The 15,694-nt window shown below is 59.3% G+C and carries 13 protein-coding genes; 5 read left to right on the top strand and 8 right to left on the bottom strand.

What is annotated here, in order from left to right:
• Positions 1-67 precede the first annotated feature (67 nt).
• Entirely contained in the window at positions 68-373 is a 306-nt protein-coding gene (locus ACA053_RS02865) for a PsiF family protein (RefSeq protein ID WP_497315284.1), read from the top strand.
• A 246-nt stretch (positions 374-619) separates the two neighbouring features.
• Positions 620-1,633, top strand: coding sequence for an AI-2E family transporter (locus ACA053_RS02870; RefSeq protein ID WP_109627744.1), 1,014 nt, complete (start codon positions 620-622; stop codon positions 1,631-1,633).
• 125 nt (positions 1,634-1,758) lie between these two features.
• Here the strand turns inward: ACA053_RS02870 and ACA053_RS02875 are convergent, their stop codons facing one another.
• Positions 1,759-3,033 carry an Hsp70 family protein gene (locus tag ACA053_RS02875; RefSeq protein WP_497315286.1) on the bottom strand — a complete coding sequence of 425 codons (1,275 nt, stop codon included), beginning with the start codon at positions 3,031-3,033 and terminating at the stop codon, positions 1,759-1,761.
• Between the two features lie 298 nt (positions 3,034-3,331).
• On the opposite strand from ACA053_RS02875, the gene ACA053_RS02880 reads away from it, so the two are divergent.
• Together ACA053_RS02880 and ACA053_RS02885 are read left to right on the top strand one after the other, a co-directional pair.
• Positions 3,332-4,279, top strand: coding sequence for a DnaJ C-terminal domain-containing protein (locus tag ACA053_RS02880; protein WP_497394498.1), 948 nt, complete (start codon positions 3,332-3,334; stop codon positions 4,277-4,279).
• A gap of 23 nt (positions 4,280-4,302) precedes the next feature.
• A complete protein-coding gene (locus ACA053_RS02885) occupies positions 4,303-4,608 on the top strand; it encodes a chaperone modulator CbpM (protein ID WP_109627747.1) in 306 nt (101 codons plus the stop codon).
• A gap of 144 nt (positions 4,609-4,752) precedes the next feature.
• Here ACA053_RS02885 and ACA053_RS02890 read toward each other — a convergent pair whose 3' ends face one another.
• The gene (locus ACA053_RS02890; RefSeq protein WP_497315291.1) at positions 4,753-5,880 is read right to left on the bottom strand and encodes a sensor histidine kinase; all 1,128 of its coding nucleotides are present in this window, start codon (positions 5,878-5,880) and stop codon (positions 4,753-4,755) included.
• A 238-nt stretch (positions 5,881-6,118) separates the two neighbouring features.
• Here ACA053_RS02890 and ACA053_RS02895 point away from each other — a divergent pair, with 238 nt between their 5' ends.
• Positions 6,119-11,038: a dermonecrotic toxin domain-containing protein gene (locus tag ACA053_RS02895; RefSeq protein WP_497394499.1), complete on the top strand. Its 4,920-nt coding sequence runs from the start codon at positions 6,119-6,121 to the stop codon at positions 11,036-11,038.
• A gap of 71 nt (positions 11,039-11,109) precedes the next feature.
• Here the strand turns inward: ACA053_RS02895 and ureC are convergent, their stop codons facing one another.
• From ureC to ACA053_RS02925, 6 genes are all read right to left on the bottom strand, one after another.
• The gene (gene ureC / locus ACA053_RS02900; RefSeq protein WP_497394500.1) at positions 11,110-12,810 is read right to left on the bottom strand and encodes an urease subunit alpha; all 1,701 of its coding nucleotides are present in this window, start codon (positions 12,808-12,810) and stop codon (positions 11,110-11,112) included.
• A gap of 162 nt (positions 12,811-12,972) precedes the next feature.
• Complete coding sequence (locus ACA053_RS02905; protein WP_109627750.1) at positions 12,973-13,281, bottom strand: urease subunit beta; 309 nt, start codon at positions 13,279-13,281, stop codon at positions 12,973-12,975.
• Positions 13,281-13,814, bottom strand: coding sequence for a GNAT family N-acetyltransferase (locus tag ACA053_RS02910; RefSeq protein ID WP_497315297.1), 534 nt, complete (start codon positions 13,812-13,814; stop codon positions 13,281-13,283). The genes ACA053_RS02905 and ACA053_RS02910 overlap by 1 nt, the downstream gene beginning before the upstream one ends.
• 6 nt (positions 13,815-13,820) lie before the next feature.
• Positions 13,821-14,354 carry a GNAT family N-acetyltransferase gene (locus tag ACA053_RS02915; RefSeq protein ID WP_497315299.1) on the bottom strand — a complete coding sequence of 178 codons (534 nt, stop codon included), beginning with the start codon at positions 14,352-14,354 and terminating at the stop codon, positions 13,821-13,823.
• Between the two features lie 9 nt (positions 14,355-14,363).
• Positions 14,364-14,666 (bottom strand): urease subunit gamma, encoded by a 303-nt coding sequence (gene ureA, locus ACA053_RS02920; RefSeq protein WP_109627753.1) that lies wholly within the window; start codon positions 14,664-14,666, stop codon positions 14,364-14,366.
• Positions 14,667-14,824: 158 nt separating this feature from the next.
• Entirely contained in the window at positions 14,825-15,664 is an 840-nt protein-coding gene (locus ACA053_RS02925) for an urease accessory protein UreD (RefSeq protein ID WP_497394501.1), read from the bottom strand.
• Positions 15,665-15,694 lie beyond the last annotated feature (30 nt).

Below are 15,694 nucleotides of genomic sequence, written 5' to 3' on the forward strand. Positions count from 1 at the left end.
TAACAGGGGTTGTCTACACTCCAGATTGAGGCCGCACCCCTCGGTGCGGCAACAAGGAGAAAACTCCATGAAGATGTTGCGTGTCCCTTTGTTGATGATCGGTTTGCTGCTTTGCGCCCAGGGCTTCGCCGCCACTGAGCAACAGAACAAGATGACCACCTGCAATGCCGACGCCACTGCCAAAAGCCTCAAGGGCGACGAGCGCAAAGCCTTCATGAGCACCTGCCTCAAGGCGGCCCCGGCCGCCAATGACGCCAAGACCCTGACCCCTCAGCAAGAGAAAATGAAAACCTGCAACGCCGATGCTGCGACTAAAGCGCTCAAGGGTGACGAGCGCAAAGCATTCATGAGTGATTGCCTGAAGAAAAAATAGATAACTGAGTCATAGGGGGCGGCAGATTGTGGCGGCTGTGAGGGCCCCTTCGCGAGCAAGCCCGCTCCCACATCAGCCCTGCGAACACCGCGCCATTGTGGGAGCGGGCTTGCTCTCGAAGGGGCCAGCATGGCCGCTACAAAAATTCACCCACGCCCCACGAAGGTCGACCTATACAATCCCTAGTGCTGGCCTCCGAACGCTGGCAGACTGCCAATCCTTTTACGCCGTTCGTTTTGAGGCTGTATGCCAACGTTTTCTCAACGCCAAGTTTTGCTGCTGATCAGTTGGGTCATCATCTTTGGTGGTTTGCTGCTGGTGATCCCGCTGCGACTGCTGCCCAGCCTGCTGGCCGGGTTGCTGGTGTTCGAACTGGTCAACATGCTCACCCCGCAATTGCAGCGACTGATCGAAGGCCGGCGCGCGCGCTGGTTGGCGGTGGCGCTGTTGGGGACTCTGGTGGTCAGTGTGTTGACGCTGATCTTCGCCGGTGCCATCAGCTTTCTATTGCACGAAGCGGAAAACCCCGGGGCGTCCCTCGACAAATTCATGCATGTGGTTGACCGCGCGCGCGGGCAACTGCCGCCGTTCATCGATGCCTATCTGCCCGCCAGTGCCGCCGAGTTCCGCGTGGCCATCGGCGAGTGGATGAGCAAACACCTGAGCGACTTGCAACTGGTCGGCAAGGACGCGGCGCACATGTTTGTGACGCTGCTGATCGGCATGGTGCTCGGGGCGATCATCGCCTTGCAGCGCATACCGGACCTGACCAAGCGCAAGCCGCTGGCCGCCGCGTTGTTCGACCGCCTGCACCTGCTGGTCCAGGCGTTTCGCAACATCGTGTTCGCGCAGATCAAGATTTCCCTGCTCAACACCTTCTTCACCGGGATTTTCCTGGCGGTAATCCTGCCGATGTTCGGCATCAAGCTGCCGCTGACCAAGACCCTGATCGTGCTGACCTTCCTGCTCGGCCTGTTGCCGGTGATCGGCAACCTGATGTCGAACACGCTGATCACCATTGTCGGGTTGTCGCTGTCGATCTGGGTCGCCATGGCGGCGCTGGGTTATCTGATTTTTATCCACAAGCTCGAATACTTCCTCAACGCGCGCATTGTCGGCGGGCAGATCAGCGCCAAGTCGTGGGAGTTGCTGTTGGCAATGCTGGTGTTCGAGGCCGCGTTCGGCCTGCCGGGGGTGGTGGCGGGGCCGATTTATTACGCGTACCTGAAGAGCGAGCTGAAGCAGGTGGGGATGGTTTGATCCGAGAGATGTGTTGCCTGATCTGACGCCATCGCTAGCAGGCTAGCTCCCACACTGGTTTTGTGAACACCACAGATCCGATGTGGGAGCTAGCCTGCTAGCGATGGGTGCACCCCGGTTTCGGGTCAGTCCATCGGGCCGTAACGCTTGGCCGCCTCGATCGCCAAGCCACTGCCAATACTGCCAAAGATGTTCCCTTCCACATGCCGAGCATTCGGCAACATCGCTGAGACGCTGTGGCGCAGTGCCGGAATCCCGCTCGAACCTCCGGTGAAGAACACCGTGTCGACCTGGTCGACGCGCACGTTGGCGTCGTTCAGCAGTTGGGTAACGCTGTTGCGCACCCGCTCCAGCAAATTGTCGATGGCCGATTCGAACAGCGCCCGGCTCAGCTCCACGCTCAATCCCGGTTCGATGCGGTCCAGCGGCACGTGGCGGCTGTCGGCGTGGGTCAGCTGGATCTTGGTTTCTTCGACTTCCATGGCCAGCCAGTGGCCGGCGCGCTGGTCGATCAGCTTGAACAGACGATCGATCCCGCCGGTGTCTTCGATGTCGTAACGCATGCTGCCCAGGGCCAAAGTCGACTTCTGCGAGTACACCGAGTTGATGGTGTGCCAGGTCGCCAGGTTCATGTGGTGGCTGGTCGGCATGTAGGCGCCGCTCTTCATGCGGCTGCCGTAGCCGAACAGCGGCATCAGGCCTTGCAGGCTCAGCTGCTTGTCGAAATCGGTCCCGCCGATGTGCACGCCGCCGGTGGCGAGGATGTCATCGTGACGGTTGTCGTGGGTGCGGCGCTCCGGGGACAGGCGCACCAGCGAGAAGTCGGAGGTACCACCGCCGATGTCGACGATCAGCACCAGCTCTTCTTTTTCGATGGTTGACTCGTAATCGAACGCCGCTGCGATTGGTTCGTACTGGAACGACACATCCTTGAAGCCGATGGCGCGGGCCACGTCCACCAAGGTGTTCTCGGCTTCCTGGTCGGCCATTTCATCGTCGTCGACGAAGAACACCGGCCGACCCAGCACCACTTCCTCGAATTCCCGACCAGCGGCCGTCTCGGCGCGCTTCTTCAACTGGCCGATGAACAGGCCGAGCAGGTCCTTGAACGGCATCGCCGTCCCGAGGACGCTGGTGTCGTGCTTGATCAGCTTGGAACCCAGCAGGCTCTTGAGCGAGCGCATCAGCCGGCCTTCATAGCCTTCCAGGTACTCGTGCAGCGCCAGACGGCCGTATACCGGGCGGCGTTCTTCCATATTGAAGAAGACCACCGAGGGCAGGGTGATCTTGTCGTCCTCCAGCGCGATCAGCGTTTCCATGCCGGGGCGCAGCCAGCCGACGGTGGAGTTGGACGTGCCGAAGTCGATACCACAGGCACGGGCTGGAGATGCGTTTTTCATGTCTTTCGAGTTCCGGTTAAAAAACGGCCGCGCAGTGTATGTCAGTGCGGCGAATATTCGAAGGCCGACTATCCGCTAAATCTCGTTGATTGGCGCCTTGTAAAGACGGCGAGATGCCCCAAACTTGTCTGCATTGCACTTGGCAGCCATCGGACGGTCGCAAGAACCATCCTGCGCTGCCGATAAACTTCTGATGCGCTACCCGGTCACAACCTTGAGATCGGTCAACCCGCCGTCTGCCAATGAGCGCAGACTGCCGGTAGTGGCGCGATTTTGATAACGGATGGTGATGCCCTCGATGGACTTCAAAGACTATTACAAGATTCTCGGTGTGGAGCCGACTGCGGACGATAAGACCATCAAGGCGGCTTATCGCAAGCTGGCGCGCAAATACCACCCCGATGTCAGCAAGGAAAAGGATGCCGAGGCCAAGTTCAAGGACGCCTCGGAGGCCTATGAAGCGCTGAAAAGCGCCGACAAACGCGCCGAGTATGACGACTTGCGCAAATACGGCCAGCACGGCCAACCGTTCCAGGGCCCGCCGGGTTGGCAGGGTCGTGGCGGCGGTGGTTTCGGTGGCGGTCAGGACACGGGCGATTTCTCGGACTTCTTCAGTTCGATCTTCGGCAACCGTGGTCCTGGTTTTGGTGGTGGACAGTCGGGCCGCAGCGCCGGGCGTCGAGGGCAAGACGTGGAAATGGAACTTGGGATTTTCCTGGAAGAAACCCTCTCGAACGAGTCGAAGAAGGTCACTTTCCAGGTGCCGCAGTACAACGCTGCCGGCCAGCATGTCAGCAACACCAGCAAAAGCCTGAACGTGAAAATTCCGGCCGGCGTGACCGACGGCGAGCGCATCCGCCTCAAGGGCCAGGGGGCACCGGGCACCGGTGGTGGCGCCAATGGCGACCTGTTCCTGATCATTCGCTTTGCGCCGCACCCCAAGTTCGACGTTGAAGGCGAGAACCTGATCATTACCTTGCCGCTGGCGCCGTGGGAATTGGCACTGGGCACCGAAGTGGCAGTGCCTACACTGACAGGCAAGATCAACCTCAAGGTGCCGGCCGGTAGCCAGAACGGCCAGCGCATGCGCGCCAAGGGGCACGGTCTGCTGAACAAGGCGGGCGAACGCGGCTTCCTGTTCGTGCAATTGAAGGCGGTCATGCCCAAGACCTCGAGCGATGAGGTCAAGGCGTTGTGGCAGCAGTTGGCAGAAAAAGCTGCGTTCAACCCGAGAGAAAACTTCTGATCCAAGAGACGGAGTAGCCCATCATGAGCAACCCCCTGATCGTTCAACTGGACATGGCAGAATTCTGTGAGGCGACCGACCTGTCGGACGTCTACGTGATCGAAATCGTCGAGCACGGCATCCTCGAACCTCAGGGCAAGCAGCCCAAGGATTGGCGTTTCAACGATTACGAACTGGCCCTGGCCAAGCGCGCCGCCAAGCTGCGGCGTGATCTGGAGCTGGAGTGGGAAGGCGTCGCCCTGGCGCTAGACCTGCTGGAAGAGGTCCAGCAACTGCGGGCCGAGAACCGGATGCTCAAGCAGCGGTTGGGGCGGTTGGTGGTCGAGTAGCTGGCCTGAGGTTTTGTGTCGTTTGACATGGGCCATTCGCGAGCAAGCCTGCTCTCACATTATTCGACTGCATTCCACCTGAAGGACTCGGTTCAATGTGGGAGCGGGCTTGCCCGCGATGAACGATGACGCGGTCTCATGCCGTCAGATCTTGCGTGGCAACACCACGGTAAACAACGTGCCATCCGCCTCACTGGAACTGACCTCGATCGTTCCTCTGTGCGCATCGACCACTTCCTTGACGATAAACAATCCCAGGCCAAGGCTCGTGGAGGGCTGGCCGAGTTCCTCGTCAGCGCTGCGTACCAGCGGATCGAAAATCGTGCCGATCGCGTCTTCGGAAATCGGCGCGCCGTAGTTATGCACCGTCAGGCGAACCGTGTCTGGCTCGCCTGTCAGGGTCAGCGTCACATCACGTGTGTTCAAGCCATGCTGCAAGGCGTTGCCGATCAGGTTCTGCAGCAGTTGAGCCACCCGCCCGGCATCCCAGGCACCTCGGGTATCGCCCTTTACGTTGACCGTCGGATCGCACTCCGGATTACCGGCGCAGGCTTCGGCAATCGCCGCCTGTACGGCATCGGCCAAGTCCATCGGCGCCGGTTCGATCGGCAGGCTTTTACCCAGGCGACTGCGCACCAGTTCCAGCAAATCACTGACCATCGCCGCCATGTGTCGCGCGCCATGCTTGATATTGACCGCGCAGGCCAGTGCATCGCCTTCAAGCGTGGTTTTGCGTAGCAGCAATTCGGTGGACATGCTCACCGCTTGCAACGGTGCCCGAAGGTCGTGCCCAAGGATCGCCAGAAAGATGTCCCGTGAGCGATTGACCTGTTCGGCATAAGCGGCGGTCGATTCGGCAAGGGCTTCGTCGATCGCTTCGTTGAAACGGATCATGTCCTGGAAGTAAGTCAGGTCCGGCGACTCCAGGCTGCCGACCCACAACCGAATCACACAGGCCCGCAGATGACGGAATTCGCTGGTCATCTGCACAAGGTCGAAGCCCACGGTGTGCCGCAATTCGCCATGGCTGGCGCCCGCTTCATCCAGGCTCGGGGTTTTTTCCGGGCCTTCGCCCTTGGCCTTGGCCATCTGTTCGCTGGTGGTTTGCGCGGTGGTCATGTCTCGCGCCGCGGCCAACAAAATGGCCTTGGCGTGATCGCGCAAGGCGACCCGGTCCATGGTTTCGGCGGCCGGGGTGATCGTTCTGGCGAATTGTTCCCATTCATCGACGATACGGTCCACGTGTTGCCTGATGAATTCGGATAAGCGCATGGCCGTTACCTGGCTGGAAATTCTGGGCATCTTATCCCCTTTACCGACGGGTAAGAACTACCGCTGACAAACCGGATCATGCCTGCGCTTTGTGCGGGTGGTATTTAGTTGTTTTTTAGATTCTGAACCTGGATGTTGTTGTATGTTTTGTCGCTGTTTTTCAGCAGTAATTTAAACTTTTGTTTTTGTTGGTATTGACTAAGCTGGGTGCTCTTTTGGCCGCATAAGGATATGCGCAATGAATGAGTTATCAGAAGATCCACTTGTTGATGTTTATCCGGAAGTAAACACCAGAGAGAACGTTTATGCGAATTATCTTGCAACTAAAGTTCCCGGTGTCATTAAAAAACCGTCCATAGCGAGACAGGTATTGATTGCAGATCTGAAGCCGGTCTTTCCCGAGTGGTACGTAAAGGCCAGCGCTATCGATCGTCACTATCTCAAGGAACTCATCGGTGAGCGTTGGCGATTGCAAGACACTCTGGATGACACCCTGGGAGATTTACAAAAGGACATCAATGCCTTCGCTGAACCCTTACTCGTCAAGGCGCTGAAAGAAAAGCTGAACCTGACACTGGATGTCCACGCAACGACGGTGCGGCTTTATATTCCCGCGCTGCTGGGTTTTGGCATCGACACCCATGCCAGCCGGCTCAGGCAGTCCACCCTGCTGGAGGCTGCGCTGCACAACTTCGAGGAGGCCGAAACCCGTGCAGGCGCCTTTCGCGATGGCTCCGGTGTTTTCACCACCGATGCCGAAGGGGCCCTGAAGCGCCATCCGTTGACCATCGAGCGCTTTGCGAGCCTCTGCCGGAGTCTGGATCTCGGTGCGCAGTATCAGCGGCACATTAGCGGTTTGCTGGACCCTGCCGGGGTTGATGCAAAGGCGTCCCTCGAGCGGCATTTCATCGGCACCGAAAAGGCCGCGTTCAATGAGTCAGCGATGATTGCGTATTTGAAGGGCGATATCACTTCTTATGCGTATGGCAAATTACAGCAACTGCGGGATAACCAGGCGAACATCACGCTGAACAATCGCCCGTTACACACTCATCGATTGTCCCTGTTGGGTGTGAAACTGTCGGGAGTTGTGTTGTTCAGTGCGGTGGCTGATCCATCGCGAATCAAACAAATCTACGATGACCTGGTTCCGGCACATCAACAAACCATGCTGGAGTGGTCGCGCAAACTGGCTGTTTTGCCCGGGCAGGAGTTTGATCAGTTCAAACTGCTCAAGGCGTTTTTTTCCAACGGTCCTTCCGGTGTCGTCGAAGAGATGCTGCGCAGGGACGATATCGACAAACAAAGTCGACTAGACGGAACCTTGATCGCCTACGTGCCCGACGACCCCGATCATCCCTTGAAAGAATATGCCTCCTTCACCGATTTCATGAAGGCGCTGACGAGCCAGCTTCGCTCGGCGGACTATCAACAATTTTTCAGCCGATTCGTACCGCAAAAAGACAAGGGCGTGTTTTTCGCTCGCGTCAGAGAGCGCTTCACTACCTTTACCTGGCATCAGCGCGAACCGTTGAGCATGGGGCCCTGGTGGCGGGAAACTGCAGTTGAAAACCCCCATGCGGAGCCGATCACCAATGTGATTGATGGCGCGCTGTGGCCTCAGCTCAGTCGATGGCGCTGCGACAAGGCCATCGCGGATGCGCGACACATTGCCGTTCCCACTGATGATGAAGATGCCAATGCTCGCTGGAGGCGACTGAGCAGCTATCTGAACATCGGCTGGAACGTGTTCAACTTCGGCGCGATGCTGGTGCCGGGCCTGGGAGAGGCCATGCTGGGCATCATGGTCGGGCAAATGCTGCTTGAAACCATGGAGGGCATTGAAGACTGGAGCAAAGGTGACAAGGAAGAGGCGGCGGCACTCCTGACCGGTGTCCTGATCAATGCTGCCCAGTTGGCAATCATGGCGGCAGGGCATGTGTTGCCGACGGGCGCAGCGGCAGCGGTCAAGCCTTCGCCTTTTGTCGACCAGTTGAAGCCGGTCGTGCTCTCTGACGGCAACCCCCGTCTCTGGAACCCGGACCTGAGCGCTTACGAGCATCCCGTCAATTTGAGCCCTGATTCGAAGCCAAACGAACGCGGCCTTCACCTGCACAATAACCAGGAGTTTCTGTCGCGCGACGGCAAGGCCTTCGCGGTGCAAGACGATCCACTCACGGGCGAACCGCGAATCCGTCATCCACAGCGCCCGACCGCTTATCAGCCGAAACTCGAGCACAACAATGCCGGTACCTGGCACACCGAACTCGACCGTCCTTTTGAATGGACCACTGCCGAACTCATGCGCCGATTGAGTGCGAAGGGCGAAACGTTCGATGAGGCGACGCTTGAACGCATCCGCATCACCAGCGGGGTCGAGGCCGACGTATTGCGGCGCCTGCACGTCGAAAACGAAGTGCCACCGGCGTTGCTGGTCGACACAATCGATCGGTTCAAGGCCTGGGCGGATACGGGGAAGCTGCCTGAGAACGGTGTGCCGCGTTCAAACAACGCCGGCGTGCTGGTGCTTCAGAATGCTTTTGCGCAACTGCCCACCCGCGTTGCCGAGGAGCTGCTGGCCACCGCTGATCCGGCTGATTTGCGAGTACTTGCCGAACACAAGCGTATTGGCCTGCACCTCAGGCAACAGGTACGCACCGCCTTACTGGAGGTGCGCCTGGCGCGTGCCTATGAAGGGCTGTTCCTTGATTCCCTGCGGGCAGCGGATACGCAAAGGCTGGCGCTGCACACCCTGGAAACCTTGCCAAACTGGCCCAGCGATGTGCGCATCGAAATTCGCGAACATTCGTTCACTGGCCACCTGCGTGACAGCATTGGTGCCGAAGACGCGCCCATACGCAAAATCCTGGTCAGCACGGATGAGGGTTATGAAGCGCGCAATGCTGAAGACCATCACCTGCATGGTGTCGACGACCTGTTTTCCTCGGTTTTGCATGCCCTGCCTGACGCCGAACGCAAAGCGCTGGGGTATGAAATCAATCAAGGCGCGACACTCAAGCGCACCGTTCAAGATGCACCGTTGGCGCGAGACACGCTGCGCCCGCTGCTGGCGGACAACCCTTTGCGCAAGCCCGTCTATGATCCCGATACTATGAAGTTGCGCGGCGGTATGCCGTTAACTCAAGGCATTCGACAGCTCACCGGACGACTGACGCCACAGGAGCGGGTCAGGAGTGTGCGGCCTGGGTGGACGGAGACTGAGGCCCAGGCTTATCTGGACGGCGGTGGCAGCGAAGCTGATCCGGAACAGCGGGCAAGCGCACTGGAAGCGGAATTCAACCGCCTCAACGCCAACTTCCAGCGCTGGCTGAAACTGCCGACCGACGCGTTCAGGTTCAGCTCTGCCGGCATTGCCGAATGGCAGTCCAGAAACAAACTCTACAAGGCCATTCGGCAGTGCTGGCAGCACACCGGGCCAAGAGACGTGGACTCTTTCGGAAATCTGCAAGGTGCGGCACTGGACCTGAGCAATATCCCCCTGGACAGGCATCTGGGGACCCTGCCCACTCTTGAAGCCAATTTCGAACATGTCACCAGCCTGAACCTGCTTGACACCGGACTGATCGATGTACAGGTGTCTTTTCTTGATCATTTCCCAAAGCTCCGTTTGCTGAATCTCACCCGTAACAAGCTGACGAGATTTCCTCGTGCAGTGGGAAAAATGCGGGGGTTGACGGAGTTGTATCTTGGCGATAACCGGATTGTGCTGGATATGCAGGGCGCTTCGTACTTGAGATGGCTTACCCAACTTCAAAGTCTCGATTTGCAGGGAAACCCGTTAGGGCGAGTGCCGGATATCGGCGGTATGCGCATGCTGCATACGGTGATGCTGGGTGAGACCGGTATCAATACCTGGCCGGCCGGACTGTTTTCTCAACCCCGATTCAGACATTTTTACTTGAACCTGCAGCGCAATAAGCTGACGGTCATCCCCCAGGTTACGGCCGGCTCTGTGGAGGCGGAGCTGGTCGCGCGAACGGTATTGAGTCGTGACCCGCAATGGCTGTCGCCCGAGAATCTAGACACGCTAAGAGACCATATCAGGTCCGTCGGTCTGGACCCTGATCGACCTTATCCACCCCGAGGCGTGCGTGACAGTCTTGACTGGGAGGAAGGATTGACGCGGCCCGAATGGGTTGCCCGGCAGCGGATATGGAATGAGGTGGAGGACGAGTTCGGCTCGGTGCCCTTTTTCAATCAGATCAGGAAGCTCACTCAATCAACCCATTTCATGACCGACAGAGTCTTCAGGGTGGACATGACCCAAAAGCTCTGGCGAATGCTGGAAGCCATGTCCAAGGACAGTGAGCTGCGACGCAATCTGTTTGTCATGGGCAGGGATGAGGTCACCCAATGCGTTGATGCCGGGGCGCAGTTGTTCAATGCGATGGGCGTAGAAGTGCTGATCCATGAGGCCTACGCGTTGGCCAACCCGGGCCTGGTGGAGACCGAACTGGTGCAGTTGGCCAGAGGCAAATCCCGGCTTGATGAGTTGAGCCGGATCGCCCGTAAAGTGGTCGCCGAGCGCTTGGCGAGCGGTGAGCAATTCAGGGTTGTCGATGCCAACGGCCGAGTCTCGGGAAGCATCGATGAGGTCGAGGTCCACCTGGCTTACATGACGGATCTGGCAGAACGACTCGACCTGCCCTGGCAGTCTCGTGACTTGCAGTTTCGTACACACACGGGCGTCACCTCGCAGATGATCGAAAGTGCCTATCGGCGGGTACTGGATCTGGAAGCCGGCGATTTACTGCGTGACTCGATCATCGAACAGCCGTTCTGGGAGACTTACATCCAGGGCTCGAATCGAAGCGCGCTCAAGGTTTTCAGGCGCCGAATCAATGCGACAACGGAGTTTTACATGGCGCTTGAGAGGCGAGCGACCGAACCGGATCTGTCGCTTGAGGCGAAGGCCGATCTCAAGCAGGAACTCAGGGTACTCGCCGCCGAACTGGGTAAACCTGAAAGCGCGATTGCCCCGGGGCAGGTCATGACCGACGAGGCTTATGCTGCCGAGTTGAACGTGATCGACACCGAGATGAAAACGCTGCTGAAAACCCTGACCCAGCAGGCGATGGATCGGGCGAAACTGCAAAGGGTGGAGATTCCCTTTACGGTCGAAACAGCAACTGATTGACCTGACAATACAACCGTCCCGGCACGAAGATTGATGACCTTCGTGCCGGATTTTTTATGCCTGGCCGGGTATCAGAACAGGAAGTAACGCTGGGCCATCGGCAGCACATCCGCTGGCTCACACCAGAGCAAAACCCCATCAGCCTTGACCTGATAAGTCTGCGGGTCGACATCAATGTTCGGCAGATAGTCGTTGTGAATCAGGTCGGTTTTCTGCACCTCGCGACACCCTTTGACCACAGCGATTTTCTTCTTCAAACCCAACGCTTCAGGCAAGCCAGCCTCCTGCGCCGCCTGGCTGATAAAAGTCAGGCTGGTGGCGTGCAACGAGCCGCCGTAGCTGGCAAACATCGGTCGGTAGTGCACCGGTTGCGGCGTTGGAATCGAGGCGTTGGCATCGCCCATCAGGCTGGCGGCGATGGCGCCACCCTTGAGGATGAGCGTCGGTTTGACACCGAAAAACGCTGGACGCCAGAGCACCAGATCGGCCCATTTGCCCACTTCGACCGAACCCACTTCATGGCTGATGCCGTGGGTGATCGCCGGGTTGATCGTGTACTTGGCGATGTAGCGTTTGGCGCGGAAGTTGTCGTTGCCTTCGCCATCGCCCGGCAGTGGGCCGCGCTGTTTTTTCATCTTGTCAGCGGTCTGCCAGGTGCGCGTGATGACTTCGCCGACACGGCCCATGGCCTGGCTGTCGGAGCTGATCATCGAGAACGCGCCGAGGTCGTGCAGGATGTCTTCGGCGGCGATGGTTTCGCGGCGGATGCGGCTTTCGGCGAAGGCCACGTCTTCGGCGATGCTCGGGTCCAGGTGGTGGCAGACCATGAGCATGTCGAGGTGTTCGTCGATGGTGTTGCGGGTGAACGGCCGGGTCGGATTGGTCGAGCTCGGCAGCACATTGGCAAAACCGCACGCCTTGATGATGTCCGGGGCATGACCACCGCCCGCACCTTCGGTGTGATAGGTGTGAATGGTGCGGCCCTTGAAGGCGGCGAGGGTGGTTTCGACGAAGCCCGACTCGTTGAGCGTGTCGGTGTGGATCGCGACCTGCACGTCGTATTGGTCGGCGACGTTCAGGCAGTTGTCGATGCTCGCCGGGGTGGTGCCCCAGTCTTCATGTAGCTTGAGGCCGATCGCGCCGGCCTTGACCTGCTCGATCAACGGCTGCGGCAGGCTGGCGTTGCCCTTGCCGGTGAAGCCGATGTTCATCGGGAAGGCATCGGCTGCTTGAAGCATGCGCGCCAGGTGCCACGGCCCGGAGGTGCAGGTGGTGGCGTTGGTGCCGGTGGCCGGGCCGGTGCCGCCACCGATCATGGTGGTGACGCCGCTCATCAGCGCTTCTTCGATCTGCTGCGGGCAGATGAAGTGGATGTGCGTGTCGATGCCGCCGGCGGTGAGGATCATGCCTTCCCCGGCAATGACTTCGGTGCTGGCGCCGACCGCGATGGTCACGTTCGGCTGGATGTCCGGATTGCCGGCCTTGCCGATCGCGGCGATGCGCCCGTCCTTGAGGCCGACGTCGGCCTTGACGATGCCCCAGTGGTCGATGATCAGCGCGTTGGTGATCAGGGTGTCGACGACCTCTGCGGCTAAAAGCTGGCTCTGGCCCTGGCCATCACGGATGACTTTGCCGCCGCCGAATTTCACTTCTTCGCCGTAGGTGGTGAAGTCTTTTTCCACTTCGATCCACAGCTCGGTATCGGCCAGACGGACCTTGTCACCGACGGTGGGGCCGAACATGTCGGCGTAGGCCTGACGGGAAATCTTCATCACAATTCCTTGCACAAATTTATTGTGGCGAGGGGATTTATCCCCGTTCGGCCGCGTAGCGGTCGTAAATCTGCCACTTCGGTTTATCCGCAATACTTCGTTGGCTGGATGGCGGGTGCTTCGCACCCGAACGGGGATAAATCCCCTCGCCACAGGGGTCGATCAGTCAAGGTCACCCATGATCCTGCCGGCAAACCCGAACACCCGGCGATGCCCGGCCAGGTCCACCAGTTCGACCTCGCGACTCTGCCCCGGCTCGAAGCGCACGGCGGTGCCGGCGGGGATGTTCAGGCGCATGCCGCGACTGGCCGCACGGTCGAAAGTCAGGGCGTCGTTGGTTTCGAAGAAGTGGTAATGCGAGCCGACCTGGATTGGCCGGTCACCGCTGTTGGCCACTTTCAGGCTGACCGTGCGGCGGCCCACATTGAGTTCGATGTCGCCGGGCTGGATCTGGTATTCACCGGGAATCATCAATGGGCCCCCTGAAGAATCTTGTAGTAGAGGGCGGTCGGTTTGTACTGGCCGCTCGGGTCGCAGGCGTAGTCGGGGATTTGACCGGCCTTGGTGTAACCCAATGCCTTGTAGAAATCCTCGGCCGGTGAGCCGGCCTCCGTGTCGAGATAAAGCATGCCGCGCTTGTGCTGGAGCGCGGCCTGTTCCAGCGCGCTCATCAACTGTTGGCCCAGGCCACGACGGCGCGCATGCTCGCGCACCAGCAGTTTCTGCACTTCAGCGCGGTTCAGGCCATTGGCTTTCTGGCACAGGGTCAACTGCACGCTGGCCTGCACTTGCTCGTCCTTGACCACCACCCACAGCAGCACGTTGCCTTTGTTCAGGTTGTCCTGAACGTCATCGAAATAGGCGCGGGCCGCAGCGGCGTCCAGATTGGCCATGAACCCGACACTGGCGCCATAACCGACGGCGTCGAGCAGCAGATCAATCAAACCCTGACGATAGTGCGCAAAGCTTTCAACATTGACGCGGCGTAGTTGGGCAGCGTTCATCGGCAATTACTCCTTGTGGGCGGGCGGCGGCTCCGCGCCAGGATTGAGGGTCAGTTGCATGAAAGTCAGGTCCAGCCAGCGGCCGAATTTGGTGCCCACTTGCGGCATCTCTCCAGTGATCACGAAACCGGCCCGTTCATGCAAACGGATGGAAGCGGCATTGCCGCTTTCGATGGCCGCGACCATGACGTGTTTGTCACAGCCTTTGGCGCGTTCGATCAGCGCCGTCATCAGTAGCGGGCCGAGACCGTTGCCTCGTTGATCGCTGCGCACGTAGACAGAATGCTCGACGGTATGGCGGAAACCGTCGAACGGCCGCCAGTCACCAAATGAAGCGTAGCCCAGCACCGTGTTATCACCGTCGACAATCACCAGGATCGGATAAGCCTGGGCTTGCCGGGCACTGAACCAGGCCTGACGGTTGCCCAGGTCCACGGCCTGTTCGTTCCAGATCGCCGTGGTGTTGAGCACGGCGTCGTTGTAGATGTCGCGGATCGCCGGCAGGTCGGCGTGCAGCGCATCACGGATTTGATAGGTCATGACGCGTCCTCAGGCGATGGGTTGGTGAACGGTGACCAGTTTGGTGCCGTCGGGGAACGTCGCTTCGACCTGGATCTCCGGGATCATTTCCGGGATGCCTTCCATCACTTGTTCGCGGTTGAGCAGGGTGGTGCCGAAGTGCATCAGCTCGGCCACGGTCTGGCCGTCACGGGCGCCTTCGAGCAGCGCCGCGGAGATGTAGGCCATGGCTTCCGGATAATTGAGTTTCACGCCGCGCGCCAAACGCCGCTCGGCCACGAGGCCGGCAGTGAAGATCAGCAGCTTGTCTTTTTCGCGTGGGGTCAGGTCCATCGTTTGGAATCCATCTGGGCAGATAAAAAGTATTCGGATCTGTAAATACAAAACCCTGTGGGAGTGAGCCTGCTCGCGATGGCGGTGTGTCAGGCAACTGATGTGTTGAATGTGCCGACGCTATCGCGAACAGGCTCGCTCCCACATTGGATTGCATTTCAGGTGCTCCATATTCGGGGTGGGACGGCTTCTCGGCCGAGTAACGCAGGCCGGAGCAATCGCCATAAATCTATCAACCAACCTCTCGCCAACAACGCCTCACCGGCCAGGCAACGGGCGACGAGCAAACCAGGCAATTGGGTAAGATCCCCGCGCACTGCATTGGGTAGCGAGCGGCAGGTTTCCAGCAGTTCGCTATCAATCTCCCCCGTCACCAGCAACGTCGCAAACACCGGCTGCCCATCCAGGCCAATCGGCGAGTCGAGCAAACCATCATCCCCGACAATGCGCTGGCGTTCGTGCCAGAGCAACTGGCCGTCGCGGCGGATGTCCAGCTGCGCCTGAAAATGACCGAGGTCGAAGCGCTCGCCGCTGGCTGGGCGACCCAGGGCCACAACGTCCCAGTAAAACAAACGGGCGTCGCCCTCCAGATCAATGGCGGTGCTGAGCTCGGCCTGAGCGTCGCTGAAAATAATCGTCTCTTGCGGCAGCCATTCCAGTGTCGCACCGCTCGCCACTTTAAGATTCAGGTGCTGATAGGCGGGCCCTGCGGCGCGATACCACTTGGCCGCACCCGGGCTGGTGATTTGTGCCCAGGCCTGGCTGCCGACGCTGGCGCTGATATCCAGCCGATCACCGCCGGCAATGCCGCCCGGCGGGTGGACGATGATGTGTTGGCACACCTCGGGCCCTTCGGCATACAGGTGCTTCTGCACCCGCAGCGGGCCTTTATGCCGGCGCAGGACCGGGCGCGTGCTATCGCCGAAACGGGCGTAGCCGAGCTCCAGTTCAGCGTGCCAGCTCGGGGTAAACAGGGCAGTGGGGAGAGGTAAATTCATATTTTCTGATTATCGTCAGGACGCTGCAGA

This window comes from Pseudomonas sp. LBUM1672, from assembly GCF_059695655.1.

Excerpts from the sequence above, each read along its gene's own strand:
- ACA053_RS02915 (WP_497315299.1), bottom strand. The coding sequence starts at position 14,354 with ATGACCTATCAAATCCGTGATGCGCTGCACGCCGACCTGCCGGCGATC.
- ACA053_RS02925 (WP_497394501.1), bottom strand. The coding sequence starts at position 15,664 with ATGAATTTACCTCTCCCCACTGCCCTGTTTACCCCGAGCTGGCACGCT.
- ureA (WP_109627753.1), bottom strand. The coding sequence starts at position 14,666 with ATGGACCTGACCCCACGCGAAAAAGACAAGCTGCTGATCTTCACTGCC.
- ACA053_RS02895 (WP_497394499.1), top strand. The coding sequence starts at position 6,119 with ATGAATGAGTTATCAGAAGATCCACTTGTTGATGTTTATCCGGAAGTA.
- ACA053_RS02905 (WP_109627750.1), bottom strand. The coding sequence starts at position 13,281 with ATGATTCCCGGTGAATACCAGATCCAGCCCGGCGACATCGAACTCAAT.
- ureC (WP_497394500.1), bottom strand. The coding sequence starts at position 12,810 with ATGAAGATTTCCCGTCAGGCCTACGCCGACATGTTCGGCCCCACCGTC.
- ACA053_RS02870 (WP_109627744.1), top strand. The coding sequence starts at position 620 with ATGCCAACGTTTTCTCAACGCCAAGTTTTGCTGCTGATCAGTTGGGTC.
- ACA053_RS02910 (WP_497315297.1), bottom strand. The coding sequence starts at position 13,814 with ATGAACGCTGCCCAACTACGCCGCGTCAATGTTGAAAGCTTTGCGCAC.
- ACA053_RS02865 (WP_497315284.1), top strand. The coding sequence starts at position 68 with ATGAAGATGTTGCGTGTCCCTTTGTTGATGATCGGTTTGCTGCTTTGC.
- ACA053_RS02875 (WP_497315286.1), bottom strand. The coding sequence starts at position 3,033 with ATGAAAAACGCATCTCCAGCCCGTGCCTGTGGTATCGACTTCGGCACG.
- ACA053_RS02890 (WP_497315291.1), bottom strand. The coding sequence starts at position 5,880 with ATGCGCTTATCCGAATTCATCAGGCAACACGTGGACCGTATCGTCGAT.
- ACA053_RS02880 (WP_497394498.1), top strand. The coding sequence starts at position 3,332 with ATGGACTTCAAAGACTATTACAAGATTCTCGGTGTGGAGCCGACTGCG.
- ACA053_RS02885 (WP_109627747.1), top strand. The coding sequence starts at position 4,303 with ATGAGCAACCCCCTGATCGTTCAACTGGACATGGCAGAATTCTGTGAG.